Source organism: Streptomyces sp. NPDC000134 (assembly GCF_042899225.1).
In the GTDB taxonomy this organism is placed as follows: Bacteria; Actinomycetota; Actinomycetes; order Streptomycetales; family Streptomycetaceae; genus Streptomyces.
On sequence record NZ_JBIAZN010000034.1, the window covers coordinates 1 to 24,422 of the forward strand.

The 24,422-nt window shown below is 73.2% G+C and carries 20 protein-coding genes and 3 tRNA genes; 7 read left to right on the forward strand and 16 right to left on the reverse strand.

Annotation, left to right across the window (positions count from 1 at the left end; all coding sequences use genetic code 11):
• Positions 1-132: 132 nt before the first annotated feature.
• The 3 genes from ACFY32_RS32750 to ACFY32_RS32760 form a co-directional block, all read right to left on the reverse strand.
• A complete protein-coding gene (locus ACFY32_RS32750) occupies positions 133-2,070 on the reverse strand; it encodes a galactose oxidase-like domain-containing protein (RefSeq protein WP_390676221.1) in 1,938 nt (645 codons plus the stop codon).
• Positions 2,067-3,944 (reverse strand): glycosyltransferase family 2 protein, encoded by a 1,878-nt coding sequence (locus ACFY32_RS32755; protein WP_390676222.1) that lies wholly within the window; start codon positions 3,942-3,944, stop codon positions 2,067-2,069. The genes ACFY32_RS32750 and ACFY32_RS32755 overlap by 4 nt, the downstream gene beginning before the upstream one ends.
• 273 nt (positions 3,945-4,217) lie before the next feature.
• Positions 4,218-4,291 (reverse strand) — tRNA-Lys (locus ACFY32_RS32760).
• A gap of 186 nt (positions 4,292-4,477) precedes the next feature.
• Between ACFY32_RS32760 and ACFY32_RS32765 the strand changes: the two genes are divergently transcribed.
• The 3 genes from ACFY32_RS32765 to ACFY32_RS32775 all read left to right on the forward strand — a co-directional run bounded on the left by ACFY32_RS32765 (position 4,478) and on the right by ACFY32_RS32775 (position 7,689).
• A complete protein-coding gene (locus ACFY32_RS32765; RefSeq protein WP_390676223.1) occupies positions 4,478-5,773 on the forward strand; it encodes a peptidoglycan-binding protein in 1,296 nt (431 codons plus the stop codon).
• A 45-nt stretch (positions 5,774-5,818) separates the two neighbouring features.
• Entirely contained in the window at positions 5,819-6,949 is a 1,131-nt protein-coding gene (locus ACFY32_RS32770; protein WP_390676224.1) for an SPFH domain-containing protein, read from the forward strand.
• 131 nt (positions 6,950-7,080) lie between these two features.
• Positions 7,081-7,689, forward strand: coding sequence for a lytic polysaccharide monooxygenase (locus tag ACFY32_RS32775; RefSeq protein WP_359192409.1), 609 nt, complete (start codon positions 7,081-7,083; stop codon positions 7,687-7,689).
• Positions 7,690-7,754: 65 nt separating this feature from the next.
• On the opposite strand, the gene ACFY32_RS32780 is transcribed toward ACFY32_RS32775, so the two are convergent.
• From ACFY32_RS32780 to ehuB, 5 genes are all read right to left on the reverse strand, one after another.
• Positions 7,755-7,828: transfer RNA gene (locus tag ACFY32_RS32780), tRNA-Lys, on the reverse strand.
• 143 nt (positions 7,829-7,971) lie between these two features.
• Positions 7,972-8,757: an ectoine/hydroxyectoine ABC transporter ATP-binding protein EhuA gene (ehuA, locus tag ACFY32_RS32785; RefSeq protein WP_390676225.1), complete on the reverse strand. Its 786-nt coding sequence runs from the start codon at positions 8,755-8,757 to the stop codon at positions 7,972-7,974.
• Entirely contained in the window at positions 8,747-9,397 is a 651-nt protein-coding gene (gene ehuD / locus ACFY32_RS32790) for an ectoine/hydroxyectoine ABC transporter permease subunit EhuD (RefSeq protein ID WP_359192399.1), read from the reverse strand. The genes ehuA and ehuD overlap by 11 nt, the downstream gene beginning before the upstream one ends.
• Positions 9,394-10,098, reverse strand: coding sequence for an ectoine/hydroxyectoine ABC transporter permease subunit EhuC (gene ehuC / locus ACFY32_RS32795; protein WP_390676226.1), 705 nt, complete (start codon positions 10,096-10,098; stop codon positions 9,394-9,396). The genes ehuD and ehuC overlap by 4 nt, the downstream gene beginning before the upstream one ends.
• On the reverse strand, positions 10,095-11,015 hold the full coding sequence (gene ehuB / locus ACFY32_RS32800) for an ectoine/hydroxyectoine ABC transporter substrate-binding protein EhuB (RefSeq protein WP_359192393.1): 921 nt from the start codon (positions 11,013-11,015) through the stop codon (positions 10,095-10,097). Before ehuB ends, ehuC begins: the two co-directional genes overlap by 4 nt.
• A gap of 273 nt (positions 11,016-11,288) precedes the next feature.
• Between ehuB and ACFY32_RS32805 the strand changes: the two genes are divergently transcribed.
• The 3 genes from ACFY32_RS32805 (at position 11,289) to ACFY32_RS32815 (ending at position 14,604) form a co-directional block, all read left to right on the forward strand.
• On the forward strand, positions 11,289-12,020 hold the full coding sequence (locus ACFY32_RS32805; protein ID WP_359192390.1) for an aspartate/glutamate racemase family protein: 732 nt from the start codon (positions 11,289-11,291) through the stop codon (positions 12,018-12,020).
• A gap of 326 nt (positions 12,021-12,346) precedes the next feature.
• On the forward strand, positions 12,347-13,156 hold the full coding sequence (locus ACFY32_RS32810) for a hypothetical protein (protein WP_359192387.1): 810 nt from the start codon (positions 12,347-12,349) through the stop codon (positions 13,154-13,156).
• Between the two features lie 311 nt (positions 13,157-13,467).
• Entirely contained in the window at positions 13,468-14,604 is a 1,137-nt protein-coding gene (locus ACFY32_RS32815) for an LLM class flavin-dependent oxidoreductase (protein WP_359192384.1), read from the forward strand.
• On the opposite strand, the gene ACFY32_RS32820 is transcribed toward ACFY32_RS32815, so the two are convergent.
• Positions 14,580-16,427, reverse strand: coding sequence for a bifunctional diguanylate cyclase/phosphodiesterase (locus ACFY32_RS32820; RefSeq protein WP_359192380.1), 1,848 nt, complete (start codon positions 16,425-16,427; stop codon positions 14,580-14,582). The genes ACFY32_RS32815 and ACFY32_RS32820 overlap by 25 nt on opposite strands.
• Before the next feature lie 380 nt (positions 16,428-16,807).
• Between ACFY32_RS32820 and ACFY32_RS32825 the strand changes: the two genes are divergently transcribed.
• Positions 16,808-18,106 carry a M6 family metalloprotease domain-containing protein gene (locus tag ACFY32_RS32825; protein WP_390676235.1) on the forward strand — a complete coding sequence of 433 codons (1,299 nt, stop codon included), beginning with the start codon at positions 16,808-16,810 and terminating at the stop codon, positions 18,104-18,106.
• A gap of 66 nt (positions 18,107-18,172) precedes the next feature.
• Here ACFY32_RS32825 and ACFY32_RS32830 read toward each other — a convergent pair.
• The 7 genes from ACFY32_RS32830 to ACFY32_RS32860 form a co-directional block, all read right to left on the reverse strand.
• Positions 18,173-18,246: transfer RNA gene (locus ACFY32_RS32830), tRNA-Lys, on the reverse strand.
• The gene (locus ACFY32_RS32835) at positions 18,237-18,803 is read right to left on the reverse strand and encodes a hypothetical protein (RefSeq protein ID WP_359192377.1); all 567 of its coding nucleotides are present in this window, start codon (positions 18,801-18,803) and stop codon (positions 18,237-18,239) included. The genes ACFY32_RS32830 and ACFY32_RS32835 overlap by 10 nt, the downstream gene beginning before the upstream one ends.
• Positions 18,804-18,916: 113 nt before the next feature.
• Positions 18,917-19,285 carry a hypothetical protein gene (locus ACFY32_RS32840; RefSeq protein ID WP_359192375.1) on the reverse strand — a complete coding sequence of 123 codons (369 nt, stop codon included), beginning with the start codon at positions 19,283-19,285 and terminating at the stop codon, positions 18,917-18,919.
• Between the two features lie 118 nt (positions 19,286-19,403).
• The gene (locus ACFY32_RS32845; protein WP_390676227.1) at positions 19,404-20,768 is read right to left on the reverse strand and encodes an AAA domain-containing protein; all 1,365 of its coding nucleotides are present in this window, start codon (positions 20,766-20,768) and stop codon (positions 19,404-19,406) included.
• The gene (locus ACFY32_RS32850) at positions 20,765-22,372 is read right to left on the reverse strand and encodes a hypothetical protein (protein ID WP_359192369.1); all 1,608 of its coding nucleotides are present in this window, start codon (positions 22,370-22,372) and stop codon (positions 20,765-20,767) included. Before ACFY32_RS32850 ends, ACFY32_RS32845 begins: the two co-directional genes overlap by 4 nt.
• The gene (locus ACFY32_RS32855; protein ID WP_390676228.1) at positions 22,363-23,535 is read right to left on the reverse strand and encodes a hypothetical protein; all 1,173 of its coding nucleotides are present in this window, start codon (positions 23,533-23,535) and stop codon (positions 22,363-22,365) included. The genes ACFY32_RS32850 and ACFY32_RS32855 overlap by 10 nt, the downstream gene beginning before the upstream one ends.
• Positions 23,432-24,397, reverse strand: a complete 966-nt coding sequence (locus tag ACFY32_RS32860; protein WP_390676229.1) for a phosphatase PAP2 family protein — start codon at positions 24,395-24,397, stop codon at positions 23,432-23,434. Before ACFY32_RS32860 ends, ACFY32_RS32855 begins: the two co-directional genes overlap by 104 nt.
• Between the last annotated feature and the right edge of the window lie 25 nt (positions 24,398-24,422).

Below are 24,422 nucleotides of genomic sequence, written 5' to 3' on the forward strand. Positions count from 1 at the left end.
CACGATCCACGGCCGCGACTCCCGCTTCCCCACGACCCGACCAACGAGCAGACAGGCTGATGGTTACTTGATCAATAACTTCTGTTAGGACCTCTTAGGGGGCGAACCGCGCACCGGAACGGCCGTGCCCCGCTAGGGAACCTCCACCCACCGCGCCTCGCTGGGCACCCCGTCCTCGTCCGTCACGAACAGCATGTACCACCCGGACCGCACCAGGTTCCTGTTCCGGGGCACCGTCACGGACACCTGGTCCCCGGACACCTCGAAGTCCAGCGCGACGGACCGCTGGTCCACGTCGGTGACATGTGTGGACACGCTCGGCCGGATCAGCCGCACCCTGTCGATGGACGCCGCCGCCTTCGACGTGAAGGTCCCCGACTCCCCGCGGGAGATGGTCCGCGGCCCGCCCGAGAGGTCCGGCCGCTTTCCGCCGTACAGGTACGGCGGCGTGTAGATCTCGATCCGCTGCTCGAACTTCCCCGGCCGGGTGTTCGCCTTGTCCCCGTACAGGGAGTCCGATCCGAAGAACATCACCCGCCCGTCGGGCAGCAGGACCGACCCGGAGTGGTAGTTGCGCCCCACCAGCGGATCGGCGACCCGCTCGAACGTGTTGGTCGCGGGCTCGTACAGCCGCGCCTGGCGGATGTCGGAGCCGCCGCGCCCCCGGTAGTCCTCGGAGCCCCCGGACACCAGCACACTGTCGTCCGGCAGCACGGACGCCTGCGGATACCGCGTGCCCTTCTCCAGGGCCGGCCCGTCCACGAACCCGGGGTCGTCGGCCTTGAGGTCGACGATCCGGGTGCGGTTGCTCGACGCCTTGGACTCGCCGACCCCGCCCCCGCCGATCACCATGTACTTCTCGTCCTGCGCCGGGGGCAGCGGCACCGTGCCGGAGGTCTCCATCAGGTGCGGGTCGCTCAGCCCGGGGACCTCGGTGAACTCGTTGGTGGCGACGTCCCAGACGCCCGGGTCCCGCCCGACGTCGTGCTGTCCGTACCCGGCGTTCGACCCCGAGTAGAAGACCTTGCCGTTCTGCATCAGGAACAGCGCCGGATACGTCGGGAACCGGCGGATCGTGTCCAGGTAGGACCACTTCTTGGTGTCCGGGTCGTAGACCTCGTTCTTGCCCGGCACCAACTGCCCGATGTCGTCGAGCCCGGAGACGCTGAGCACTCGGCCGTCGCTCAGCGTGGTGAGTGTCGGGTACCAGCGGGCCTCGTGCATCGGGTCGACCTTGATGTACTTCTCGGCGACCGGGTCGAACTCGTAGGCGTCCCGGATGCCTTGGAAGTCCTTCTTGTCCAGGGCCAGTTTCTCCGCGATGCCGTACGTGTTCTCCGCCTCGGCGCCCTTCAGGCCCTGGACGCGGTAGTTGTCCTGCGTGCCCGTCTCGTACTCGGCGCCGCTGCGCTGGGCCTCGACGTAGATCCGGCCGATGCCGGGGTCGTTGCGCAGGAACGCGCCGGTCCTCTTGTCGAAGACCTTTTCGGCCCGGGGGACCAGGACCGGGTCCTTGGAGACGAACGTCCGGCCGTTCTCCTTGCCGGTGAACTCGGTGCCCGCGGGCAGGGTGACCGGCTTGTCCGGGTTCTCGTTGTGCACCACCATCAGGCCGCCGGCCTTGGTGACATCGCCCTTGAGCTTCTCGTACCGCTTGGTGCCGCCCGCGATCAGCAGATTGCCGTCGGCGAGCTGGGTGTGGCCGGTGCAGAACAGGTCGGTGGGCGTCGGCACCTTCTTGACGGTGCCCTCGACCGGGTCCCAGACCCGGGTGTCGAACCGCTTGGCGTCGAAGTTCCCCGGGTTGTTGCCCGACCCGGCGACGAGCAGCACCTTGCCGGTGCGCAGCAGCGCCGCGTGAATGGTGTTCTGCCGGTACTCCTCCGGGAAGTCGACGATCTCCCAGTGGCCGTTCGCCGCCTTGTACCGCGGGCGGTCGATCGAGTACTGGTGGTATTTCTCGGTGCCGAAGCGGTACAGCCACGGCCCGTTCATCCCGGCCAGCGCGAGGACCACCACCGCGCCGATCGTGAGCCGACGGGCACGACGGCGGCCGGCCTGGTGCTTCATTCCTCACGTCCCCCCGGTCCGCCAAGGGCGATCCGCGTGGCCGGGTCGTCCTCCCGGTCGGCCGCCGCACGGTCGGGCCGCCGCCTCGTCCTGCGCAGCTCGTGCCGCCAGGCGGCCATCGGCGAGGCCGTGACCAGCAGCGCGAACGCCGCCCAGACGATCATCGCGGGATGCGAGTGGCCGTAGACGGAACCGGCGGCGATCGACGCACCGAAGATCCCGATGAAGTACCAGTGGTACCGGAAGGTGCCGAACAGCGTGTCCGGGCTGGCGGAGTCGCCCTTGGGCGTCACCACGAACCCGCTCCCGCGGCGCAGCACGGCGTCGATCAGGGCCTTGGCGTACAGCGGCGCCGACAGCGCGGACATGATCATGCCGGCCACCCCGCCGGAGCCCTCGGGCTCGTGCGGGGAGATGTTGTGCCGGCGGTTCCAGAGGTAGAGGCCGATCTGGAGCGCGGAGGCGTTGCCGTAGAGCATCAGCCAGACCGCCGGGTCGATGTCGACGCCGGAGGCGCCCAGGCCCAGGAAGAGCGCGCAGCTCAGGGCCGCGAGAATCCAGTTCAGGGCCGACATCGGATAGAATATGATCATCATCGTGTAGTTGAAGAGCCTGCCCGGCGGCAGCGAGCGGAAGCCCTTCCAGTACTGCGTGAGGATCGTCTCGTACGTCCCGCGCGACCAGCGCATCTGCTGGGTGAAGAAGTCCGTCCAGGCGCTGGGGCCCTCGCCGACGGCGAGCACGTCGGGGGTGTAGACCGAGCGCCACCGGCGTTGCGTGGCGGGGTTGCGGTGCCGGTGGATCTCGAACCCGGTCGCCATGTCCTCGGTGATCGAGTCGTACAGCCCGCCGATCTGCTTCAGCGCCCTGATCCGCACCGCGTTGGAGGTGCCGACGAACATGGGGGCGCCGTAGCGGTTGCCGGCCCGCTGGATCAGGGCGTGGAAGAGGAACTGCTGGGACTCGGCGGCCTTGGTGACGGGGTTGTCGTAGTTGCCGTAGACCTGCGGGCCGATGACGAAGGCGACGTCGGGGTCGCGGAAGAAGCCGAGCATCCGCTCCAGGTAGTTCGGCAGCGGTACGTGGTCGGTGTCGACGGAGGCGAAGAAGTCGTAGTCGTCGCCGTGGGCGTCCAGCCAGGCGTTGTAGTTGCCGTGCTTGGTCCTGGCGCGGTGCGGTCCCTCGGGCCGGTTCCACCTGGCGACGCCCTTGCGGGAGAAGTGGCGCACGCCGAGCCGCTCGCAGACCGCCCTGACCCCGGGGTCGTCGCCCTCGTCGAGGAGCCAGACGTGCAGCACGCCCCGGTGCCGGACCCGGACGGCCGCCTCCAGGGTCCTGGTCACCATGGCGAGGGGCTCCTTGCCGGGGACGAAGGAGGTCAGGAAGGCGACCCGGGTGCCGGTCTCGGGGACCACCGGGACCGGGTCGCGGGCGACCAGGGTGGCGTGCGCGTTGGACAGCACGTTCAGACAGCGGAACAGCTCGATCAGGCCGATCGAGACGAGCATCACGACGTCCAGCGCGGGCAGCCAGTCGAAGGCCGGGTAGTCGCGCTCGGTCCAGTGCGCGGGCTGGAGCAGCCAGACCAGCAGCGACACGGAGAGCAGCGGGGCCGCGGCCAGCATCAGGGCGACCCGGAAGCGGTGCGGCTCCCGGGATATCAGCGAGCGGTAGCGCACCCGGTACGGCCGGTCGGGGTCGGGCCGGGTGAGGGGGCCCGCGAGCCGGCTGTGGTGCTCGTAGTCGTACCGCGGCAGGGCCGTCCTGATCCGGCTGAACGCGCCGGCGGTGCTCATCCGGTGGGCGGGCACCCTGAGCTGGGTGTTCCGGGACGGATCGAAGTCCGGCCCGGCGCCGTCCGGCGTCGACGTCATCACTCATCCCCCCACACGCGGCGAGCGCGTGTCTCCGTCGCTTGCGCCGCCCGCTCCCCGGCTCCCTCGACCGGGTCGCGGACAGTGTCCCTTCGGTGGCTGACCGTCACCACGCCACCCACCCTATAGACACGGGAAGGGGCACCTCCGGTTGCGGCCGTCCGGTCCTTCCCCCGCAACTCGGCCAGGGTTCTGCGGCGTTCGGCGTGATCGCAACACGGTGCCGGATACACCGAAGGCCCCCCGCGTGAACGGGGGGCCTTCGGTTGTCGGTGCGCCGCCAGGGACTCGAACCCCGGACCCGCTGATTAAGAGTCAGCTGCTCTAACCAACTGAGCTAGCGGCGCCTGCTGACACGGAGAACTCTACCGGACCCCGGGGAGTGCTCCGGACCACCCGGGGCGGGCCCCGGGGGACGCTCCGGGGCGGCGTACATCATTCGGACCGTCAACATGCGCGCGGACAAGACGGTTGAGAAACTGACCGATGTGTACCGCCGCGGACATTTCCACCTGGAGTGTGAGGGGAATCTCATGGAGACGCCGGTATTCGAGGAAATCGACCCGGCGGACGACTGCGACTGCCCCGGCTGCCAGTACCGCCGACGCCCCCCGCCGTACCCGCCGGCCGGGCGCCCCGCTCCCGGCCACCGCGCCCTCGCCGTGACGGCCGCGACCGCCGCCGCGCTCGGCGCGGGCTCCGCCGGAGCCCTCCCGGCCGCCGCCCACGCACCCGGCCGCCCGGGTGTCACCGCAGGTGAGGAGCCCGACACCCCGCAGGGCAAGAGGTCCCCGCTGCACGGCCCCGACGGCCGGCCGTTGCCCGACACCGCCCCCGACCCGCTGCCCGGCATCACCCGCGCGGAGATCATCGACCGCGCGCAGACCTGGGTCGACGCGAAAGTCCCGTACAGCCTGACGGAGTACTGGTCCGACGGTTACCGGCAGGACTGCTCGGGTTATGTCTCGATGGCCTGGAAACTGCCCGGCAACGAATGGACGGGCAGTCTCGCCTCGTACGCGGACCGCATCACGAAGGAGGAACTCCAGCCCGGCGACATTCTGCTGTTCCACAATGCGGCCGACCCGGAGAAAGGCTCCCACGTGACGATTTTCGGCGGCTGGACGGACTCCGCGCGGACCGAGTACACCGCCTATGAGCAGACCCCGCCGCACACCCGTCGGCAGGCCACGCCGTACGCCTACTGGAGCAATTCCGCGAGTTTTCTGCCCTACCGCTACAAAGGCGTGACGACCGGTGCGGCCGGGGCGCCGCGGGGCGGCGACCGGCCGGGGGAGAGCACCTTCCCGGGGGCGGCGGCCTTCGGGCCGGGCGCGGACAGCGCGGACGTCACCCGGCTCGGCCGCCTGCTCGTCCGGCGCGGCGGCGCCCGCTTCTACCGCGAGGGCCCCGGCCCGCGCTGGACGGACGCGGACCGCAGGGCGACCCGGGCGTTCCAGCGGGCCCAGGGCCGGCGGGGCGCGGAGGCCGACGGGCTGCCGGGCCCGCACACCTGGGCGCTGCTGGTCACCGGCGGGGGCCGGGACATCCCGCCCGGCCGGGAATCCGCGGCACCCTCCTCGCACGGGGTGCCCGGCTACCCGGGCCGCGCGCTGTTCCGGCCGGGCGCGGTGAACGACCACGTCACCCGGCTCGGCCGGAGGCTGGTGGCGAAGGGGTACGGCAGGTACTACACGTCCGGGCCGGGGCCGCGCTGGGGCGAGGCGGACCGGCGGGCCGTCGAGGCGTTCCAGCGCGCGCAGGGCTGGCGCGGCGGCGCGGCGGACGGCCACCCGGGCCCGGAGACCTGGCGCCGCCTCTTCCTGTGACATCCCCCTGTTCATGACGGATCTGGCGCGGAGGCTGGAGCACGCATGAGTACGACCTCGTCGACGACCACGTCACCCACCCCCGAGCCCGGCCGGTCCGCCGCACAGGCGCCCCGGCCGGCCCGGCTCATCCAGAACGAGTCCACCACCGAGATCCCCGTCCACCTGCTGTTCCGCGACGACCCCGACCCGGCGCCGGTGCCGGTGCGCCCCGCGGTGGTCGCCCGCCGCCGGGGCACCGGCGAGCAGCCCCGGCTGCGGCGCCCGGCGGCCGGGCCCCGCCCCGCGCCCGAGGTGGACCCCGAGCTGAGGGAGCGCCCGGCCGGGGTGCTGCCGGGCGGGGCGGGCGTCCTGGCCGGCGCCTGCGGGGTGCTCGGCTGCGCGGTCACCTCCTGGTGGGCGGGGGTGCTGCCGCCGCTGGCCCTCCAGGCGCTGCGGCTGCCCGGGTTTGCGGGGGCGGGGCTGGGCCCCGGGCAGTGGGCGGCGTACGCGGGGGCCGGGGCGCTGGGGCTGTTCGGGTTCGGCGGGCTGGCCCGGGGGCGGACCGGGCGGGCCTGGGTGCTCGGCCTGTTCGGGCGGTACCGGGGGACCGTGCGGCGCACCGGCCTGCTGTGGCTCAACCCGCTGCTGCTGCGCCGCCGGGTGGACGTGCGGCTGCGGCACTGGCGCGGCGAGCCGATGCCCGCGGCCGACGGCGACGGGGTGGCGCTGCGGGTGGTGACGCTGGTGGTGTGGCGGGTGCGGGACACCGCGCGGGCCGTCCTCGGCGTCGAGGACCACGAGCGGTATCTGCGCGAGTGCGTGGAGGCGGCCCTCGCCCGGGTGCCGGTGGAGGCGCCGGGTGCCGCGCGGGGCCCGGCGGACGCGGCGGCCGAGGCGCTGACCCGGTCGGTCGCGGCGGACGCGGGGGTGGTGGGCCTGGAGGTGTTCTCGGTCCGGCCGGTCCGGGTGGAGTACGCCCCCGAGGTGGCCGCCGCGATGCACCGCCGCCGGATCGCCGCGCTGGACGCCCGGCACCGGGCGAGCGTGCTCGGCTCGGTGGTGGACTCGGTGGAGGACACGGTGACCCGGCTGACCGTGCGCGGCCTGGTCGACCTGGACGACTACGAGCGCAAGGCGCTGGTGAAGGACCTGACGGTGGCGTTCTGCGCCGGCCGGGGGGAGGCCGGTCCCTGACATGATCGCGGCCGGTCCCGCAGCCGGTTCCGAGATTGGTATGGACATGTTCAACTAGCGGCAATAATCTGAGCCTTGGTCTAGACCTGCACGCCTCACTGAAACTCCCCACGTTCCCCAGGAGCGGCAGTATGCGCAAAAAGACCAAGCTCTACGCCTCCGCGGTGGGCCTGGCGACCACCGGAGCCCTCGTGCTCACCACCGGTGGCACGGCCAGCGGCCACGGCTACACCGACCTGCCGGTCAGCCGGCAGAAGCTCTGTCAGAACGGGTCCGTGAGCAACTGCGGCGCGATCCAGTGGGAGCCGCAGAGCGTCGAGGGTCCGAAGGGCTTCCCGTCCTCCGGTCCCGCCGACGGGCGGATCTGTTCCGCGAACAACGTCGGTTTCGCCCAGCTCGACGCCCCGAAGACGCCCTCGGGCGCCGCCTGGCCGACGACCAAGGTGACCGGCGGGCAGAACTACACGTTCCGCTGGCAGTTCACCGCCATGCACGCCACGACCGACTTCAAGTACTACGTCACGAAGCCGGGCTGGAACCAGAACCACAACCTGGCCCGTTCCGACCTCAACCTCACGCCGTTCCTGACGGTGCCCTACAACAACCAGCGGCCGCCGTCCACGCTCTCCCACAGCGGTGCGCTGCCGAGCGGGCTGAGCGGACACCACGTGATCGTCGCGGTGTGGACGGTCGCGGACACGGGCAACGCGTTCTACGCGTGCTCTGACGTCACCTTCTAGGGACGTCGTTCTTCCGGAGGCTCAGCGAAAGGGCCCCTCGCGCGGCGAGGGGCCCTTTCGTCAAGTGCGCCGCCAGGGACTCGAACCCCGGACCCGCTGATTAAGAGTCAGCTGCTCTAACCAACTGAGCTAGCGGCGCATGACTCCCGCCACCCGCTTCCGCGGCCGGCGACGAAGAAAATACTACCTGGTCCGAAGGGGTGGTCCCGACCGGCTGCCACCCCCGCCCGCCCCGACGTCCCGGCCTCGGGCTCCGGGCATCGGGGCGGGCGCACGCCGTGGTCACAGGACCGCGCTGAGGAACTCCCGGGTCCGGTCGTTCTCCGGTTCGCTGAAGATCCGCTCGGGCGGTCCCGCCTCGATGACCCGGCCGGAGTCGAACATCAGGATCTGGTCGGAGATGTCCCGCGCGAAGTTCATCTCGTGGGTGACGCAGAGCATCGTGATGTCGGTGGAGCGCGCGATGTCCCGCAGCACGTCGAGCACGCCCGCGACCAGCTCCGGGTCGAGCGCGGAGGTCACCTCGTCCAGCAGCAGCACCTTCGGCCGCATCGCCAGCGCGCGGGCGATCGCGACCCGCTGCTGCTGGCCGCCGGACAACTGGGTGGGCCGGGCGTCCCGCTTGTCGGCCAGCCCCACCAGCTCCAGCAGGCCCCGGGCCCGCTCCTCGGCCTCGTCCTTGGGCATGCCGAGCACGGTCACCGGGGCCTCGGTGATGTTGCGGAGCACGCTCATGTTCGGGAACAGGTTGAACTGCTGGAACACCATCCCGATCTTCTTGCGGACCTCGCGGACCTGCTTCCCGGGCGCCGGGAACAGCCGCTGCCCGTCCACCGTGATGGTGCCCTCGTCCGGCTCGGCCAGGGTCATCAGCAGCCGCAGGATCGTGGTCTTGCCCGACCCGGACGGGCCGATCAGCGTGACGTGCTTGCCGGCGTCGACGGAGAAGTCGAGCCGGTCCAGGACGGTGTTGTCGCCGAACCGCTTGGTCACCTGCTCCAGGCGTATCAGCTCGCCGGACGGCTTCTCGGGGCTCTGCTCCGGGGTGGGGAGGGTGTCAGTGGGCAAGGCGTCGCTCCAGGGCTCGCAGGGCAAGGGAGGCCAGGTAGGAGATGACGATGAAGGCCAGGCCGATCACCGTCAGGGGTTCGGTGAAGCGGAAGGTCTCCTGGGAGAACAGGCGGGCCTCCCCGAGCATCTCCAGCACGGTGATCGCCATCAGCATCGGCGTGTCCTTCAGCATGGAGATCACGTAGTTGCCGAGGGCGGGGACCACGCGGCGCACCGCCTGCGGCAGGATCACCGCGGTCCAGGTCCGGCGCAGCGGCAGGTTCAGCGCCGTCGCGGCCTCCCACTGGCCGACGGGCACCGCCTCGATGCCGGCCCGGTAGACCTGCATCGTGTACGTCGAGTAGTGCAGGCCGATGCCGATCACGCCGGTGGTCAGCGCGGAGGCGGTCACGCCCCACTCGGGCAGCACGTAGAACAGGAAGAACAACTGCACCAGCAGCGGGGTGTTGCGCACGAACTCGGTGACGATCCCCACCGGCCAGGTCACCCAGCGCGAGGGCACCCGCGTCAGCAGCGCCCACACCAGGCCCAGGACGAAGGAGATGACCGAGCCGAGGACCAGGATCTGCAGGGTGACCAGCAGTCCGTCCCAGAAGTGCGGCATGAAGTCGGAGACGGCGCTCCAGTCCCAGTTCATCGCACGCCCCCGATCTCGGCCGGCTCCGGCAGCACGCTCTTCCGCTTGCGCGGCGCCTTGCCCACCTGTGCCTTCAGCTTCTTCTCCAGCCCGCGCATCACCCGCGTCAGCAGGAACGCGATGACGAAGTAGATGAGCAGGATGTACGTGTAGATCTCCGCGCTCTCCTGGAGCGCGAGCCGCACCAGGTTGCCGCTGAACGCCAGGTCGCCCATGCCCATGACGGACACCAGCGCGGTGCCCTTGAGCAGTTCCACCAGCAGGTTGGAGAAGGGCGGGATCATCTCCGGCACCGCCTGCGGCAGCAGGATCAGCCGCATCCGCTGCCAGGGCGTGAAGCTGAGCGCGATCCCGCCCTCCTGCTGCGCCGGGTCCACGGCGGCCAGCGCGCCGCGCACGATCTCCGCGCCGTACGCCCCGTAGGTCAGGCCGAGGGCGAGGGTGCCCGCCCACAGCGGGACCAGTTGCCAGCCGAAGGCCGGGGGCAGCACGAAGAACACCCAGAAGATCATGACGAGGGCGGAGGTGCCGCGGAACACCTCGGTGTAGAGGCCCGCGAGGAAGCGGACGATCCACAGTCGGTGGACGCGGGCCACGCCGACCACGAAGGAGACCGCCGTCGCCAGCAGTCCGCTGAGCACGAGCAACTGGACGGTGACCCAGACGCCCTTGAGTACCAGTTCCCACAGTCCCGAGGTCATCCGCCGCACAGCTCCTTCGCGGTCAGCTCGGTCATCTCGTCCTCGGTGAACCCGAAGGGCCGCAGGACGCGCAGCAGTTCGCCGCTCTTCTTCAGCTCGCGCAGTTCGGTGTTGAAGGCGTCGCGGAGCCTGGTCTCGGTGGGCCGGAAGGCGAAGCCGCCGCCGTCGACGTGCGGCCGGCCGTCGACGATCGGCTTGAACGCCGGTGTCACCTCGGCCTTGGTGGACTTCTTCACCACTTCGCGGGTGGTCAGCGCGGTGCCCGCGAACACGTCGACGCGGCCCGCCTCGACGGCGTTCAGCCCGGCCACCTGGTCGGGCACGATGAGGATGTCGCTCTCCTCGTACCCGGCCTCGACCGCGTAGGCGATCTCCGCGTAACCGGTGCCGGTGGCGAACTTCGCCTTCTTCTCCACGACGTCCCGGTAGTCGCGCAGGCCCAGCGGGTTGCCCTTGCGGACGATGAAGGAGTCGAGCATCTGGTAGTCGGGGTCGGAGAAGATGACCTGTTCGCAGCGCTCGGGGTTGATGTACATCCCGGCGGCCACGACGTCGAACTGCTGGGAGTTCAGGCCCGGGATGAGCGAGCCGAACTCGGTCGGCACCGGCTGCACCCGGTCCACGCCGAGCCGCTTGAACACGACCTTGGCCAGTTCGGGTGCCTCACCGGTCAGTTCGCCGTTCTTGTCGATGTATCCGAAGGGGATCTCACCGGCGATGCCGAGCCGGACCACGCCCTGGGCGCGGAGCCGGTCGAGCAGCTCACCACCGTCGGTGCCGGAGGCGGTGGCCACCCGCGAGCAGCCGGCGGCCCCCAGTGCGCCGAGCGCCGCGACCCCCGCGAGCAGCGACCGGCGGGTGGGCCCGGATATGCGGTCGAGTTGTCCCCGTGGCGGGGTCCTGTGTGGTGGAGCCATGGGCGCGCGCCTTCCCGAAGCCGGGAGAGTCATGCCGGTCGTTTTCGGCCCGGTACGGGCCGTCCGCGCCCGGCGCGGCGGCGGGCCGCGCGGGCCCGGTGATCTCGGCCAACCAAGTGACGAGGTGGGGCGGCGCCGCGCCGACGGGGTACCCGTGCCCTGGAGCCGTGCCGGGCGCCGGTCGATCCGGCGGCGTGGCACGGGCCGGTACCGCCGGGCGTCCCGGACGCCCGGGAGGTTCCGAACGAAGAGCACGCAGCGGGAAGGGTGGACATGACAGCACTGGGATTCCTGTACCCGGGCCACTCCGGCGAGGACGACTATCCGCGCATCGAGCAGCTCCTGGGCAGCGACATCCGGGTGGACCTGGTGCACACCGAGAGAAGCGCGGACCCGCACCGGGTGGACGCCCTGCGCGAGCTGGGCTCCCCGGAGCGACTGGCGGCGGGCGTGCAGGAACTGCGGCACGCGGGCGCCGAGGCGGTCGTCTGGGCGTGCACCAGCGGCGGCTTCGTGCACGGCTGGGACGGGGCGCAGGAACAGGCCCGGTCCCTGGCGGCGGCGGCCGGGATGCCGGCCTCCTCGACGTCCTTCGGCTTCGCCCACGCGGTCGGTGAGCTGGGCGTGCGCCGGGTCGCGGTGGGCGCGACGTACCCCGAGGACGTGGCGCGGCTCTTCGCGGAGTTCCTGCGCGCGGCCGGCCTGGAGGTGACCGGCGTGCACGGCGTGGTCACCGGTACGGCGGCCGAGGCCGGCACGTGGGGCGAGGCCGAGGTCCTGGCGCTGGCTCGGGCGGCCGACTCCCCGGCGGCGCAGGCGGTGCTGCTGCCGGGCACGGCCCTGCGCACGGTGGCGCACATCCCGGCCCTGGAGAAGGCGCTGGGCAAGCCGGTCCTCACCGCCAACCAGGTCACCGTCTGGGAGGCGCTGCGCCTGACCGACCGCCGGGTGAACGCGCCCAGCCTCGGCGCGCTGTTCACCAGGGAGCCCCTGGTCCAGGTGTGAGAGGGCACCGCGACACGCGAGAACCCCGGCGCCGCTTCCGCGATGCCGGGGTTCTCCTTGCTGGAGCGCCGGGCAGGCCTTGCACCTGCATCTCCCCGCAGGAAGCGGGGCGTCTTTCCTTGGACCACCAACGCACTGCCGCCCTCCGGGAGTTGCCCCGGCGACCGGTGTGAGAAGACCGTACATCAGATCGCCGCCGCACGCACATCGAGACCCCGGCGGCCGTTCCCGCAGGTCAGTACAACCTTGTCGGGGTCATGTCGGTCTTGCCCGGGTGAACCCTGTGCCGCACCTGTGCACAGGGCGTTGATCAGGGAGATGCAGTCATGCGAGCCACCGCCGTCCGCCGTACCGTCCTGACCGCCTCGGCGGTCGCCCTCGCCCTCATGGTCACCGCGTGCGGTGGCGGCGACGGGGACGGCGACGGCGACTCGAAGGCGAAGGCCGGTTCGGACACCGCGGCCGCGAAGCCGGCGGCGAAGGCGCTGACCGCCGCCGAACTGGAGAAGGCCGTGGTCACCACGGCCGACGTGAAGGGCCACGAGGTGAAGAAGCCGGGCAAGGACGACGTCTTCGCGCCCGGCGCGGTCAAGACCGGCAAGGCCGAGTGCGAGCCGGTGGCGCTGGTGATGTCGGCGCTGCCCGCCGGGGAGCCGGCGGCGAGCGTCCAGCGCGTGGTCACCGAGAAGCACACCGGGGCCGAGGGCGGCCCGTCCGTGGAGGACCTCGCCGGGATGACGGAGGAGGAGGCCGAGCAGGCGATGCTCGACTCCCTCGACCTGACCAAGACGATGACCTCGCTGTGGTCCTACGAAGGCGACGGCGCGCGGGAGACCCTCGCCGCGCTGCGGGAGGCCGGCCAGAAGTGCGCGGGCGGCTTCCCGGTGACGGTCGCCGGTGACGAGCAGCGGGTCACCGAGGTCGCCGAGGACGAGTCCGGGGCGGGCGAGGAGGCCGTCGCCTGGACGGTGACGTCGGAGGCGAAGGACGGCCCGGTCGAGACGAAGGTCGTCGTCTTCCGCCAGGGCTCCACCCTCGCCGGCTTCTCGGCCTTCAACATCGCCTCCGTCGCCCGGGGCGAGTCCTTCGAGGCCCCGACGGCGCTGATCGAGGCCCAGGAGGCGAAGCTCGGCTGACCCGGGCGGGGAACGGAGGAACCCCGGTACCGCCTCCGCGGTACCGGGGTTCTTTCTCGCTGGAGCGCTGGGCAGGCCTTGCACCTGCATCTCCCCGCAGGAAGCGGGGCGTCTTTCCTTGGACCACCAACGCAGTGCCGGTCGCGGAGAGTTGCCCGCACCGACCGGCGCACCATGATCGTACCGCATCGGACGGACCGCTTCCGCCGGCCACCGGACGGGACCCGCCGCGCCCCCACCAGGAATAAGCCCGCCGACCCTCCTGTTGACCCCGGGGCGGAACGACACCCAGAGCCAGGAGGCAGCGCACCATGTCCGATGACGTCGCAGGGGAGATCAGGGGCACCAGGCGGGGCACCGCTCCCGTCCCCCTCTCCGTCCTGGACCTGGTCACGGTCGGGGCCGGGCGGACCGCGTCCGACGCGCTGCGCACCAGCGTGGAGATCGCGCGGCTGGCGGAGGCCCGGGGCTACCACCGGTACTGGGTGGCCGAGCACCACTCGATGCCCGGCGTCGCCTCCTCCTCACCCGCCGTGATCCTCGCCCACCTCGCCGCCCACACCGAGCGGATACGGCTGGGCTCGGGCGGCGTGATGCTGCCCAACCACGCCCCGCTGGTCATCGCCGAGCAGTTCGGGACCCTGGAGGCCATGGCACCCGGCCGGGTCGACCTCGGCCTCGGGCGCGCCCCCGGCACCGACGGAGCCACCGCCGCCGCCCTGCGCCGCACCGACCTCCCCCACTCTCAACTTCGTTCGAGCGGGGGGACCCCCATTCACTCGGGCGCCGACGACTTCCCCCAGCAGCTCGTGGAGCTGACCCGCTTCCTGGACGACGACTTCCCGGACGGGCACCCGTACCGCCGTATCCACGCCGTTCCCGGCCCGGTCCAGGCCACCTCGCCCGGCGGGGTGCAGTCGCCGCACCGGCCGCCGGTCTGGCTGCTCGGCTCCTCCGGCTTCAGCGCGCGGCTGGCCGCCACCCTCGGACTGCCGTTCGCCTTCGCCCACCACTTCTCGGCGCAGAACACCGTCCCCGCGCTGGACCTCTACCGGGAGACCTTCCGCCCGAGCGAGATCCTGGACGAGCCCTACGCCCTCATCGGCGTCTCCGCGCTCGCCACCGAGGACGAGCGGGAGGCCCGGCGCCAGGTGCTCGCCGCCGCGCTGAACATGGTCCGGCTGCGCACCGGCCGGCCGGGCCTGGTCCCCACGCCCGAGGAGGCCGAGGCGTACGACTTCAGCCCGATGGAGCGCGACTTCGTCGAGTCCTGGAACGCCAACGTCGTCCACGGCACCCCGGACGCCGTCCGGGCCGGCCTCGACGACCTCCAGAAGCGCACCGGCGCCGACGAGCTGATGATCACCGCCAACGCCCACGGCGGCGACGTGCGCCTGCGCTCCTACGAGCTGATCGCCGACGCCTACGGCCTGCCCGCGACCGGCTGAACCAGCAGCTCGGAGATGCGGTCCGGCGGGACGGGGCGGGAGTAGAGCCAGCCCTGTCCCGTGTCGCAGCCGATCCGGCGCAGCCGGGTGGCCTGGTCGGAGGTCTCCACGCACTCCGCGGTGACCGTCAGCCCCAGCTTGTGGGCGAGCTGCACCATCGCCTCGACGATGACCTCGTCCGCCGGACTGGTCCGGTCCGCGTCCCGCTCGGCGCTGCGCGCGTCGTACTGGAAGCCGCGCACGAAGGAGCCGTCCAGCTTCAGGACCGACACCGGCAGCCGGCTGAGGTAGGCGAGGTTGGAGTAGCCCGTGCCGAAGTCGTCGATGGCGATGTGGACGCCCATGTCGCTGAGCGCCTTCAGGGTCTGCAGGGGGCGCCCGGCGGAGCCCATCACGGCCGACTCGGTCAGCTCCAGTTGCAGCAGCTCCGGCGCGAGGCCGGTCTCGGCCAGGGTCCGCGCCACGTCGGCGACCAGGTCGGAGTCCCAGACCTGGCGGACCGCCACGTTGACGCTGACGAAGATCGGCGGCTCGCCGGGGCGGTCGAGCTGCCAGCGCCGGGCCTGCTCGCAGGCGGTGCGCAGCACCCAGCGGCCGAGCGGGACGATCGAGCCGTCCTCCTCCGCCAGTGCGATGAACCGATTCGGCGCCAGTGTGCCGAACTGAGGATGATTCCAGCGGATGAGCGCCTCCACGCCCCGCAGCCTGCCGTCCGCCATGCCCACCAGCGGCTGGTACTCCAGTGCGAACTCCCCGCGTTCGACGGCCGCGCGCAGGGTGGCGGCGAGGGCCTGCCGGGTCATGCGGTGCGCGTTGCGCTCCGGGTCGAACAGCGTCCAGCGGTCCCGGCCGTCGGCCTTCGCCCAGTACAACGTGGTGTCCGCGGCCTGCACCAGCCCGGTCGGCGTGGTCCCGGCGGCGTGCCGCTCGACGACCCCGATGGACGCGGTGACCGACACCCGCCGCCCGGAGAGGTCGAACGGCTCGCGCAGCGCGCCGCGCACCGCCTCCGCCAGCTCCGCGAGCTGATCGGTGCCCGTGGAGTCCTCCACCAGCAGCGCGAACTCGTCCCCGCCGAGCCGGGCCACCAGCGGCGCGCCGGCCCGGGGGTGGGCGGCCTGCTCCGCGCAGCGGGTCAGGCGCCCGGCGACGGCCGCGAGCAGTTGGTCGCCGACGCGGTGGCCGAGGGTGTCGTTGACGGCCTTGAAACCGTCCAGGTCCAGATGGCACAGCCCGATCCGCCCGGTGCCGCCCTGGTACGACTCGGGCTCCAGGGCGCAGGTGAGGCGCTCGAAGAACAGCGTCCGGTTGGGCAGCTTCGTCACCGGGTCGTGCATCTGCAAGTGCCGCAGCTTCGCCTGGAGTTCCCGCCGGGCGCTGATGTCCGCGACCGACAGCAGCAGGCCGGGCGCGTCCCCCGCCAGCGGCGCCACCGTGACCTGCGCCCACAGCGACTGCCCGTCGGCGCGCTTGAGCCGCCGGGTGCAGCGCAGCCGGGACTGGTCGCCGCCGAGCACCGCACGGTACGCGTGCCAGGTGGGGGCGTCGGAGGCGAGGTCCACCAGATCGGCCGCCGCGCATCCGGCGAGCGCCGCCGGGTCGGTGCCGAGCAGGGTGCCGAGGGTGTCGTTGGCGCTGACCACCAGGCCCTCGGGGTCCACGACCGCCATGGCGAGCGGGGCCGTGGTGAAGGCCGAGCGATAGGGGGGAGGCCCCGCGCCGGGGACACCGATGGTACGAGGAGCCATCTCTACGTCACTCTCTGTCACGGCGGACCCGTCGAGGTCTGCCGCGGGCGCCGGCCCTTCGGACGTTCCGCTCACCGCTCGCTCCCGCAGTGCCTCGATCTCTGTCCGTGCAGGAAAGTGTGCCGATCATAGAGGGTGACCCCCGGCCCTTCCAGCTTCACAACGGCCCAGGAGACCGGCGAACCCTCCTGACAGATCGTTTCTGCTCGTACCGGGTCTGGTTCTAAACGCCTTCGACCAGTTGTGACGTTCCGTGAACACCCCGGGTGACGTCCGTCGGCGGATTCTCCGTACGACTCACCCGTCCGATGCAGGCGAACAGGACGCGGTACGACAAATCGCCACAAGCTGGGTGCGGTGTCCCGCAACCGCTTCCGGAGGTCTCCGTGCCGCGCCAGCTTCCCCTGAGGAGACTTCCCCGCGCGGCCGTCGAGGAACTCCGCGCGGCCCGCCGGATGAGCCCGCCCGGGGTCCGGCCGAAACTGCGCGGCGCGGCGGCGGTGTGCACGACCATGTCCGCGCTGGCCGCGACCTCCATGGTCACCGCCCCCTCGACCGCCGAGCCGTTCTCCCCCGCGCCCTGCGCCCTGACGCGCACCGGCGCCCACCACTCCGAGGGGGTGGACACCTGGAACGCCGCCTATCCGCGCCCCGCCCGGTCGCTGGACGCCGTGCTGGTCTTCCTGTCCTTCCCGGACTCCCGGCCGCTGACCGCCCCGCGCGAGCTGGCCGGCGACCACTTCCCGGCCACCAGCCGCTTCTTCCGGCGCGCCTCCTACGGTGCGTTCACGCTCCGCGCGCACCCGCTGCGGCACTGGATCGCCATGCCGCGCCCGTCCACCGAGTACGCCATACAGCGCGACTGGAGCGCCGAGCACCGGGCCGCCTACCTCCGCGACGCGCTCGCCGCGGCCGACGGGGCCGTGGACTTCTCCCGGTACGACGTCGTGTACTTCGTCGCCGACCCGGACGCGCCCGGCGTGGACTCGGACGCCACCAAGGTCGTCAACCTGGACACCCCGCTGCGGGCGGACGGCACCGACATCCGGCGGGTCGTCACGGTGTTCGAGAACCATCCCCCCGACCGGCTGGTCCTCGCCCACGAGACCGGGCACGTCTTCGACCTGCCCGACCTGTACCACCGGCCGGCGGACGGCCGGGGCGACTGGGACACCCACGTCGGCGACTGGGACCTGATGGGCAGCCAGTTCGGGCTGGCACCCGACCTGTTCGGCTGGCACAAGTGGAAGCTCGGCTGGCTCCGGCCCCGCCAGGTGGCGTGCGTGCGGGGTGCCGGGCCGGTCCGGCTGACCCTGGAGCCGCTGGGCGCGGGGCCGGGGGCGGAGGCGGCCGGTGCGGCGGGGGCGGCCGGCGGAGCGGGGGCGGCCGGTGCGGCGGGGGCGGCCGGCTTCGGGCTCGGCCGGGGCACCAAGCTGGCGGTGGTGCGCACCGGCGCGGGCGACGCGCTGGCCTTCGAGGCGCGCGGCCCGGTCGGCAACGACGGCGCGGCCTGCCGGGCGGGGGTGCTGGTGTACCGGGTGCGCAGCGAGGCCGCGTCCGGGAGCGGGCCGATCCGGGTGATCGACGCCCACCCGGACACCGCGGCGTGCTGGGAGGAGTCGGTCTACCCGCCGCTGGCCGACGCCCCCGTCGCGCTCGGCGAGAGCTTCACGGTGCCGGGGGAGGACGTACGGGTGAAGGTGGAGGGGCGGACGGCGTCCGGGGCCTGGACGGTGCAGATCACCACCGGGTGACCTCCGGCGGCACGGCCACGGCACGACGAAGGCCCCTCGCTCTCGCGAGGGGCCTTCGTCCGTCGGTGCGCCGCCAGGGACTCGAACCCCGGACCCGCTGATTAAGAGTCAGCTGCTCTAACCAACTGAGCTAGCGGCGCCTGCTGACGTCGTAGACCTTAGCACCCTGGTCGGGGGGAGGAAAAATCGATATCCGCACGGCCGCGCGGGCCGCCCGCACCGCCGCCCACAGCAGGATCTCGGGACCGGGCAGCCACGGCTGCCGGGTGTCCGGGGCGACCAGCCAGCGGGACCCCGACCGCCCGGACGGACCCGCCAGGGCCGGTACGGTCACCGCGTCACCGGTGCCGTGGCACAGCAGCGCCGGGACCGTGCTCGTACGGCCGGTCCACTCCTCCCACTCCAGCAGCGAGGGCAGCCGCTGGGCCGTGCCGGGGGCGGCGAACAGCAGCATGCGGCCCCGGAACTCCGCCACCGGGCCCGACCCCGGGCCCTCGGCCCACAGCTTGTCCAGCATCCGCCGCCCGAACATCGCGGAGGCGCTGACCACGTCGAACGCCACACCGCAGGGCAGGACGAGCGGGGCGTCCGGCCGCTCCTGCCGGTGGGTGAGCGTGCCGCGCGGATATCTGCCCGCCGAGGCCAGCCAGGCGGCGCCCTCCGAGGTGACGTGCGAGACGTTCGGTGTCCTGCTCATGGACGACAGGTCTACCCGCTGTGAGCACCCGGCTCCACACGGTTGCCAAAATCCGGGACACGGAAGGGCGGGACCAGGTAACCTGCCCGCGCTTCTGGCATATGCCGGGGTGCTCAGACGGGATCGGCGTGCCCGTGGCCGTCCTCGCCGCCGCGCATCAGGTCCCGGCCGAACTCCACCATCTTCTTCGCGTAGTCCTCGGTCCACTCGGCCCGGTCCGCGATGTCCGCGGTGGTCAGCCGGTCGAACCGCCGCGGGTCCGCCAGTTGCGCCGCGGCCATCGCCTGGAACTCCACCGCCCGGTCCGCCGCCGCGCGGAACGCCTGCGTCAGCTCCGTCGCCCGGTCCAGCAGGGCCCGGGGGTCGTCGATCGACTCCAGGTCGAAGAAGTGCTCCGGATCGGCGGCGGCCGCCGCCGGCTCGAAGAGCAGGGGCGCGGGGCGTAGCCGCGGTTCGTGGTGACGCGGCGTGGGCTCCGCCATGTCTTCTCCTCCTCGTACGTCGTCGAAGACCCGTCGGCGCACCTGGGTGCCCGGGGCCACCGTCCATTGTCCCGCGCCCCCGCAAGGGGGCCTCCGGCCTCGCCCCGGACCGCCCGACTCACGGCTCCCAGGGGACGCGGTGGCCGGCGAGGTGGGCCAGGACCGCGTGGTTGGCCTCCCAGCCGTCCGGGAATTTGACCGCCGTGCCCAGTTGGACCGGTTCCGTGGACGGATAGTCGTCGAGGAGGGCGTCGACTCCCGCGCGGCAGACCACGATGCAGGCGTGCCGGTGGCGGGAGGTCAGGACGCAGAGGCGGCCGGTCTCCAGGTGGAACGCCGTGGCGTCGGGGCGGCCGGAGAGGGGATGCAGGACGACCGTCACGTCGTACTCGCGGCCCTGGAGCCGGTTGGCCGTGTCCACGGTCACGCCGGTGACGCCGAGGGCGGCCAGCGCCGCGCGGACCGCCGCCGCCTGGTCGCGGTGGGCCGTGCCGACGGCGATGCGGGCCGGCGTCAGGGGCGCGGGGCCGGACGGGCGCTCGGAGAACGCCGTGCCGTCCCGCTCCAGCAGCCGGCGGACGACCGCCGCGACCGCCGCGACCGCCTCCGGGTCCGTGCGCGGGGTGTGCCCGGGGGGCAGCTCCAGCAGGCCCCAGCCGGAGGCGGCGGCCTCGTCGATCACCCGGTCGGGACCGGAGCCGTCCGAGGGGACGGCGAAGGAGAGCGCCCGGTCGCCGGGCCCGGTGCCGCTGCGGAACGGCGTGAACGGGTAGAACGCGTCCGACACCAGGGGCGCCGCCGACGCCGGCAGCCGCCAGGACACCGGCAGCCGGTGCTGCGGCAGACCCGGGTTGTGCGCCAGCAGCGTCGTGACGGCCGAGGCCGAGGGGTCGTACGACAGGCCCGCCCACTGCTCGCTGCCCACGATCGCGAACGGGTCGAGCTGCCCCGGGTCACCCACGAACAGCGCCCGCTCGAACAGCCCCGCCACGGCCAGCAGCGCGTCCGACCGCATCTGGTACGCCTCGTCCACGATCGCGTGCCGCCACGGCTCGTCCACCGTCACGTGCGCCCACTTCGCGGCCGTCGACAGCACCACGGCCACCCCCGCCAGGTCGGCCGCCTTCGCCGACTTGCGTACGTTGTCCAGCGCGTCCAGCGCCTTGTCGTACGGGTCGGCGTCGCTGCTGTGCAGCCGGCCCACCGGCAGGTCCGGGTTCCGCTCGGCGAGGCGCAGCACCAGGTCGTCGACCTGGGCGTTGGTCTGCGCGACCACCATCAGCGGGCGCCCGGCCTCAGCCAGCTCCAGCGCCGCGCGGACGACGAGGGTGGACTTCCCGGCGCCCGGCGGGGAGTCGACCACGACCCCGCGCTCGGTGCCGTGCAGGGTGTCGTCGAGGATCGCGGCGGTGGCCCGCGCCGCCTCGGCGCCGGGGTCGAAGTCCGCGGCGGCGTCCGCACGCCGTACCGCCTCGGTGGTCACAGGACGTCCTCCTCGGTCAGCGGGTCGGGTCCCTCCGGTACGGCGGCCCGCTCGCCGGGCGGCCCGCCGTGGGTCCAGGGCGTCCGCTCCGGGTCGGGCAGCTTCGCCCCGCCCCGCTGCTCGTGCTCGAACAGGGTGAAGCAGACCCGGTCGCCCTTCTCCGGCACCGACCCGGCCTCCGGCTCCTTGCCGCGGCCCATCTTGTCCACGATCCGCAGCACCACAAGGTCCGCGGCAGCCCGCTGGGCGAACTCGACGAACTCGGCGGCCTGCGGCTTCCCGCCCAGCGACCGGTACACCTTCACCCGCTCGCCCAGTGGCGGCCGGTCCTCCGTACGGACCGTGACCAGCGGGCGCGGGCTGGGCCGCCTGCCCTCGCTGTACGTCATGACCACGTCCGTGACCTCCCCGGCGAACGCCTCCCCGGCCAGCCGCCGCCCGGCCATCACCAGCGGGTCGTCCAGGGCCTCCTGCGCCTCCAGACGGGCCTGCTCCCGCTCCCGCGTCGCCAGCTTGTTCGCCGCCGTCACCGCGTCGTCGCGGCGGGGCTGCGGGGGCTCACCGGCCAGGACCCGGTCCCGGTGCCCGGTGAACGACCAGCGGTCGCGCGTCCACCGCTCCTCGACGTGCGCCCCGACCGGCAGCTCCCGCAGCAGGTCCAGGCCCCGCCACACCGCGTCCCAGGTGGGCCGGGTACGGCTCGCGACCAGGGCGCGGATCTCCCGCTCGGCGGCGGTCAGCGCGCCGAGCCGCTCGTCCGCCGCCGGGCCGTCCTCGGCGGCGGCCAGCGCCGTACGGGCCCGGTCGTAGCGCTCGATGGCCGGGGCCAGCAGCCGGTTGTCGAACGCCGGGTCGGTGGCCGGGCCGGCGGGCGGGCACAGCAACTGGCCGTCCGCGTCCCGGGCCAGCTCCGCGCGCAGCGCCGCCTCCGCCCCGGACGGCGCGTCCCCGGGCGGGTCGATCCAGGCCAGCAGCGCCCCCAGGTGCTGGTCCTCCAGCGTGGACTGGCCGGTCACCCAGTGCCGGCCCAGCAGGTCGGTCGCGGCGAGCAGCAGCGAGGAGCCGGGCACCCGGGCCCGCTCGCCGTAATGGGTCAGCCAGCGGCCGAGCAGCGGCACGCGCGGGGGCGCGGGATACGGGGTCTGCGGGTCCTGCTCGGCCGTCCGCCGGAACCGCATCGACCGGCCCAGCAGCCGGACGAAGTCGACGCCCGCGCGGCTCGGCACGATCAACTGGGCGGCGTCCGCGCACAGCTCGACCTCGACCTTGACCCGCTTGCCCGTCTCCGGGTCGGTCTCGGTGCGCTCGGCGGCCTCGACGGCCTCGGTGTACGACTCCACGTACGGCAGCACGATGTCCGCCAGCTCCGCCAGGAACGCGAAGCGCAGATCCCGGTCGCGGGGCTGGGGGACGGCCAGCAGGCGCGGCGCGTCCCGGTCGGTGCCCACCAGCGCGCCCAGCGGGGCACCCGCCTCACCGGCGGTGGTCAGCGGCACGAACACCAGCGGCCGGTCCGACAGGTGCCGGTGCCGCACGGTCGCGACGGGCCGCGCCCGCCCGGCCCGCACGGCCTCCAGCCGAGCCAGCGTCCCGATCAGCGACACGCCGCCTCCAGGGCCTCCGCGCGCAGGGCCGCCGCGCGGCGCAGGGCCGCGACCGCCGGGTCGGCCGGATCGCCCGCCTCGCCGTGGGCCGCCGCCAGCACGTCGTCGACCGTGGCCAGCCCGCCCAGCTCGGCGCGGGCCGAACGCCCGAGCGCGGTCACCGCGCCGGCCGCGCGGGACCGGGCGCGGCAGTGGAAGGCCAGCTCACAGGCGGACAGGCACTCCGGCGCGTAGGTCGCCGGGACCGCCTCGACGGACGCCGTCAGCTCCTCGGCCGGCCGGTCCGGGGCGAAGCAGGCGCCCTCGGGCAGGGTGTCGGCGATCTCCTCGATGCGGGTGAGCCGGTCGAGCTGCCGGCGGGTCACCGCGCGCTGCTTGCGCACGTCCACGGCGGACGCGGTGGGCAGGTTGGAGAAGTCCCGGGGGCAGACCAGCAGCACCCGGTCGCGCACCCGGGGCGCGGGGCCCAGCTTGGCGGCGACCTCCTCCAGCGCCAGCACGTACACCGCGGCCTGCCGGGCGGCGGCGCCGACCTTCGCCGGGTCCGCGGAGCCGTCCAGCATGGGGAAGGACTTGATCTCCACGACCGTCCAGCTCCCGTCCGGGTGCACCACCACCGCGTCCGGCTCCAGGAAGGCGGGCGAGCCGGCCACGTCCAGGGCGAGCATCGGATGGTCCAGGAGGGTCCAGGCGGCGGCCCCGGTCGCCTCGCGCAGCGCCAGCTCGGTCCGGGCGGCCCGCCCCTCGGGGCCGGTCGCCGCGAGGTCGGGCACGCGCGCCTCGGCCGGCGGCTCGGCGCCCCGGTCCAGCCTCTCGTGCACCAGGCGCAGCAGCTCGGTGCCGCCGTCCGCCTTCACCCGGGCCTCGAACGCGTTGCCCCGCATGAACGCGAACTGGGACTGCCCGAAGGCCGACGGGGCGCCCAGCGCGCTCGCCAGCGCCGTCTTGTCCACGCCGGCGCCGTCCAGGATCGCGCGCCGTCTGCACCCCGGGTTCGCGGCCAGGGCGGCCAGGGCGCGGGCGTCCAGCGCCTTCGCCGGGACCTCGGGACCGCGCAGCTCAGCGAGCCGGTGCCGGAGCCCCGTCGCCCGCGTCCGCGGGGGAGGCGTCCGGTCCGGCCGGGGCGGGGGACCGCTCTTCGCGCTGCCGTGGAAATCGTTCACCCGGGGAAGTCTGGCATCCCCCACTGACAACGGGGGCGCCCGCGCCGCGCGAGGCCGACGGGACGGGTGCGACGCGGGAGGCGACGAACGCCGCCATCGCCGTCCGCGCCCGGTCCGCCCGGCGCAGCACGTACGGCGTCAGCAGCAGGCCCGCGCCCATCACGGCGGCGCCCGCCACCGCGTCCAGGAAGTAGTGGTTGGCGGTGCCCATCACCACGATCGTCGTCACCAGCGGGTAGATCACGCCCGCCGCCTTGGCCGTACGCGTGCCGCCGTGGCGCCAGAGCATCACCCCGCACCACAGCGACCAGCCCACGTGCAGGCTGGGCATGGCCGCGTACTGGTTGGTCATCCCGCCCAGCCCGCGCGGCGCGCTCGCCTCGCCGCCCCACCAGCCGTACGAGCTGTAGTGCGCCATCGTGTCGACGAAGCCGTGGCCCGCGTCCAGCAGGCGGGGCGGGCAGGTCGGCAGCAGGGTGAAGCCGATCAGGCCGATGAACGTGGACGTCATCAGCCAGGTGCGGGCGGCCCGGTAGTGCACGGCACGCGACCGGAAGACCCAGATCAGCACCAGGGGGGTGACCAGGTAGTGCAGCGAGGCGTACCAGAAGTCGGCGGGCACGCCGAGCCACGCCTCGCGGGTGAAGAGACGGTTCAGCGGATGCTCGGCGTTGAGGTGCAGCGCCTTCTCCACGCGCAGGATCGCCAGGCCGTGGCCGACGGCGTCGGTGACGTCGCCGCGCACCAGCAGCCGGCCGGCCGAGTAGCAGGCGTAGACCAGGACGATCAGCGGCAGCTCCGTCCACCAGCGCGGCCGGGTACGCGGGAACGCCCCGGTGCCTGGTGTCTCGGTGTGCGGCATCCGATCGCCCTCCCCCTCCGTCGCT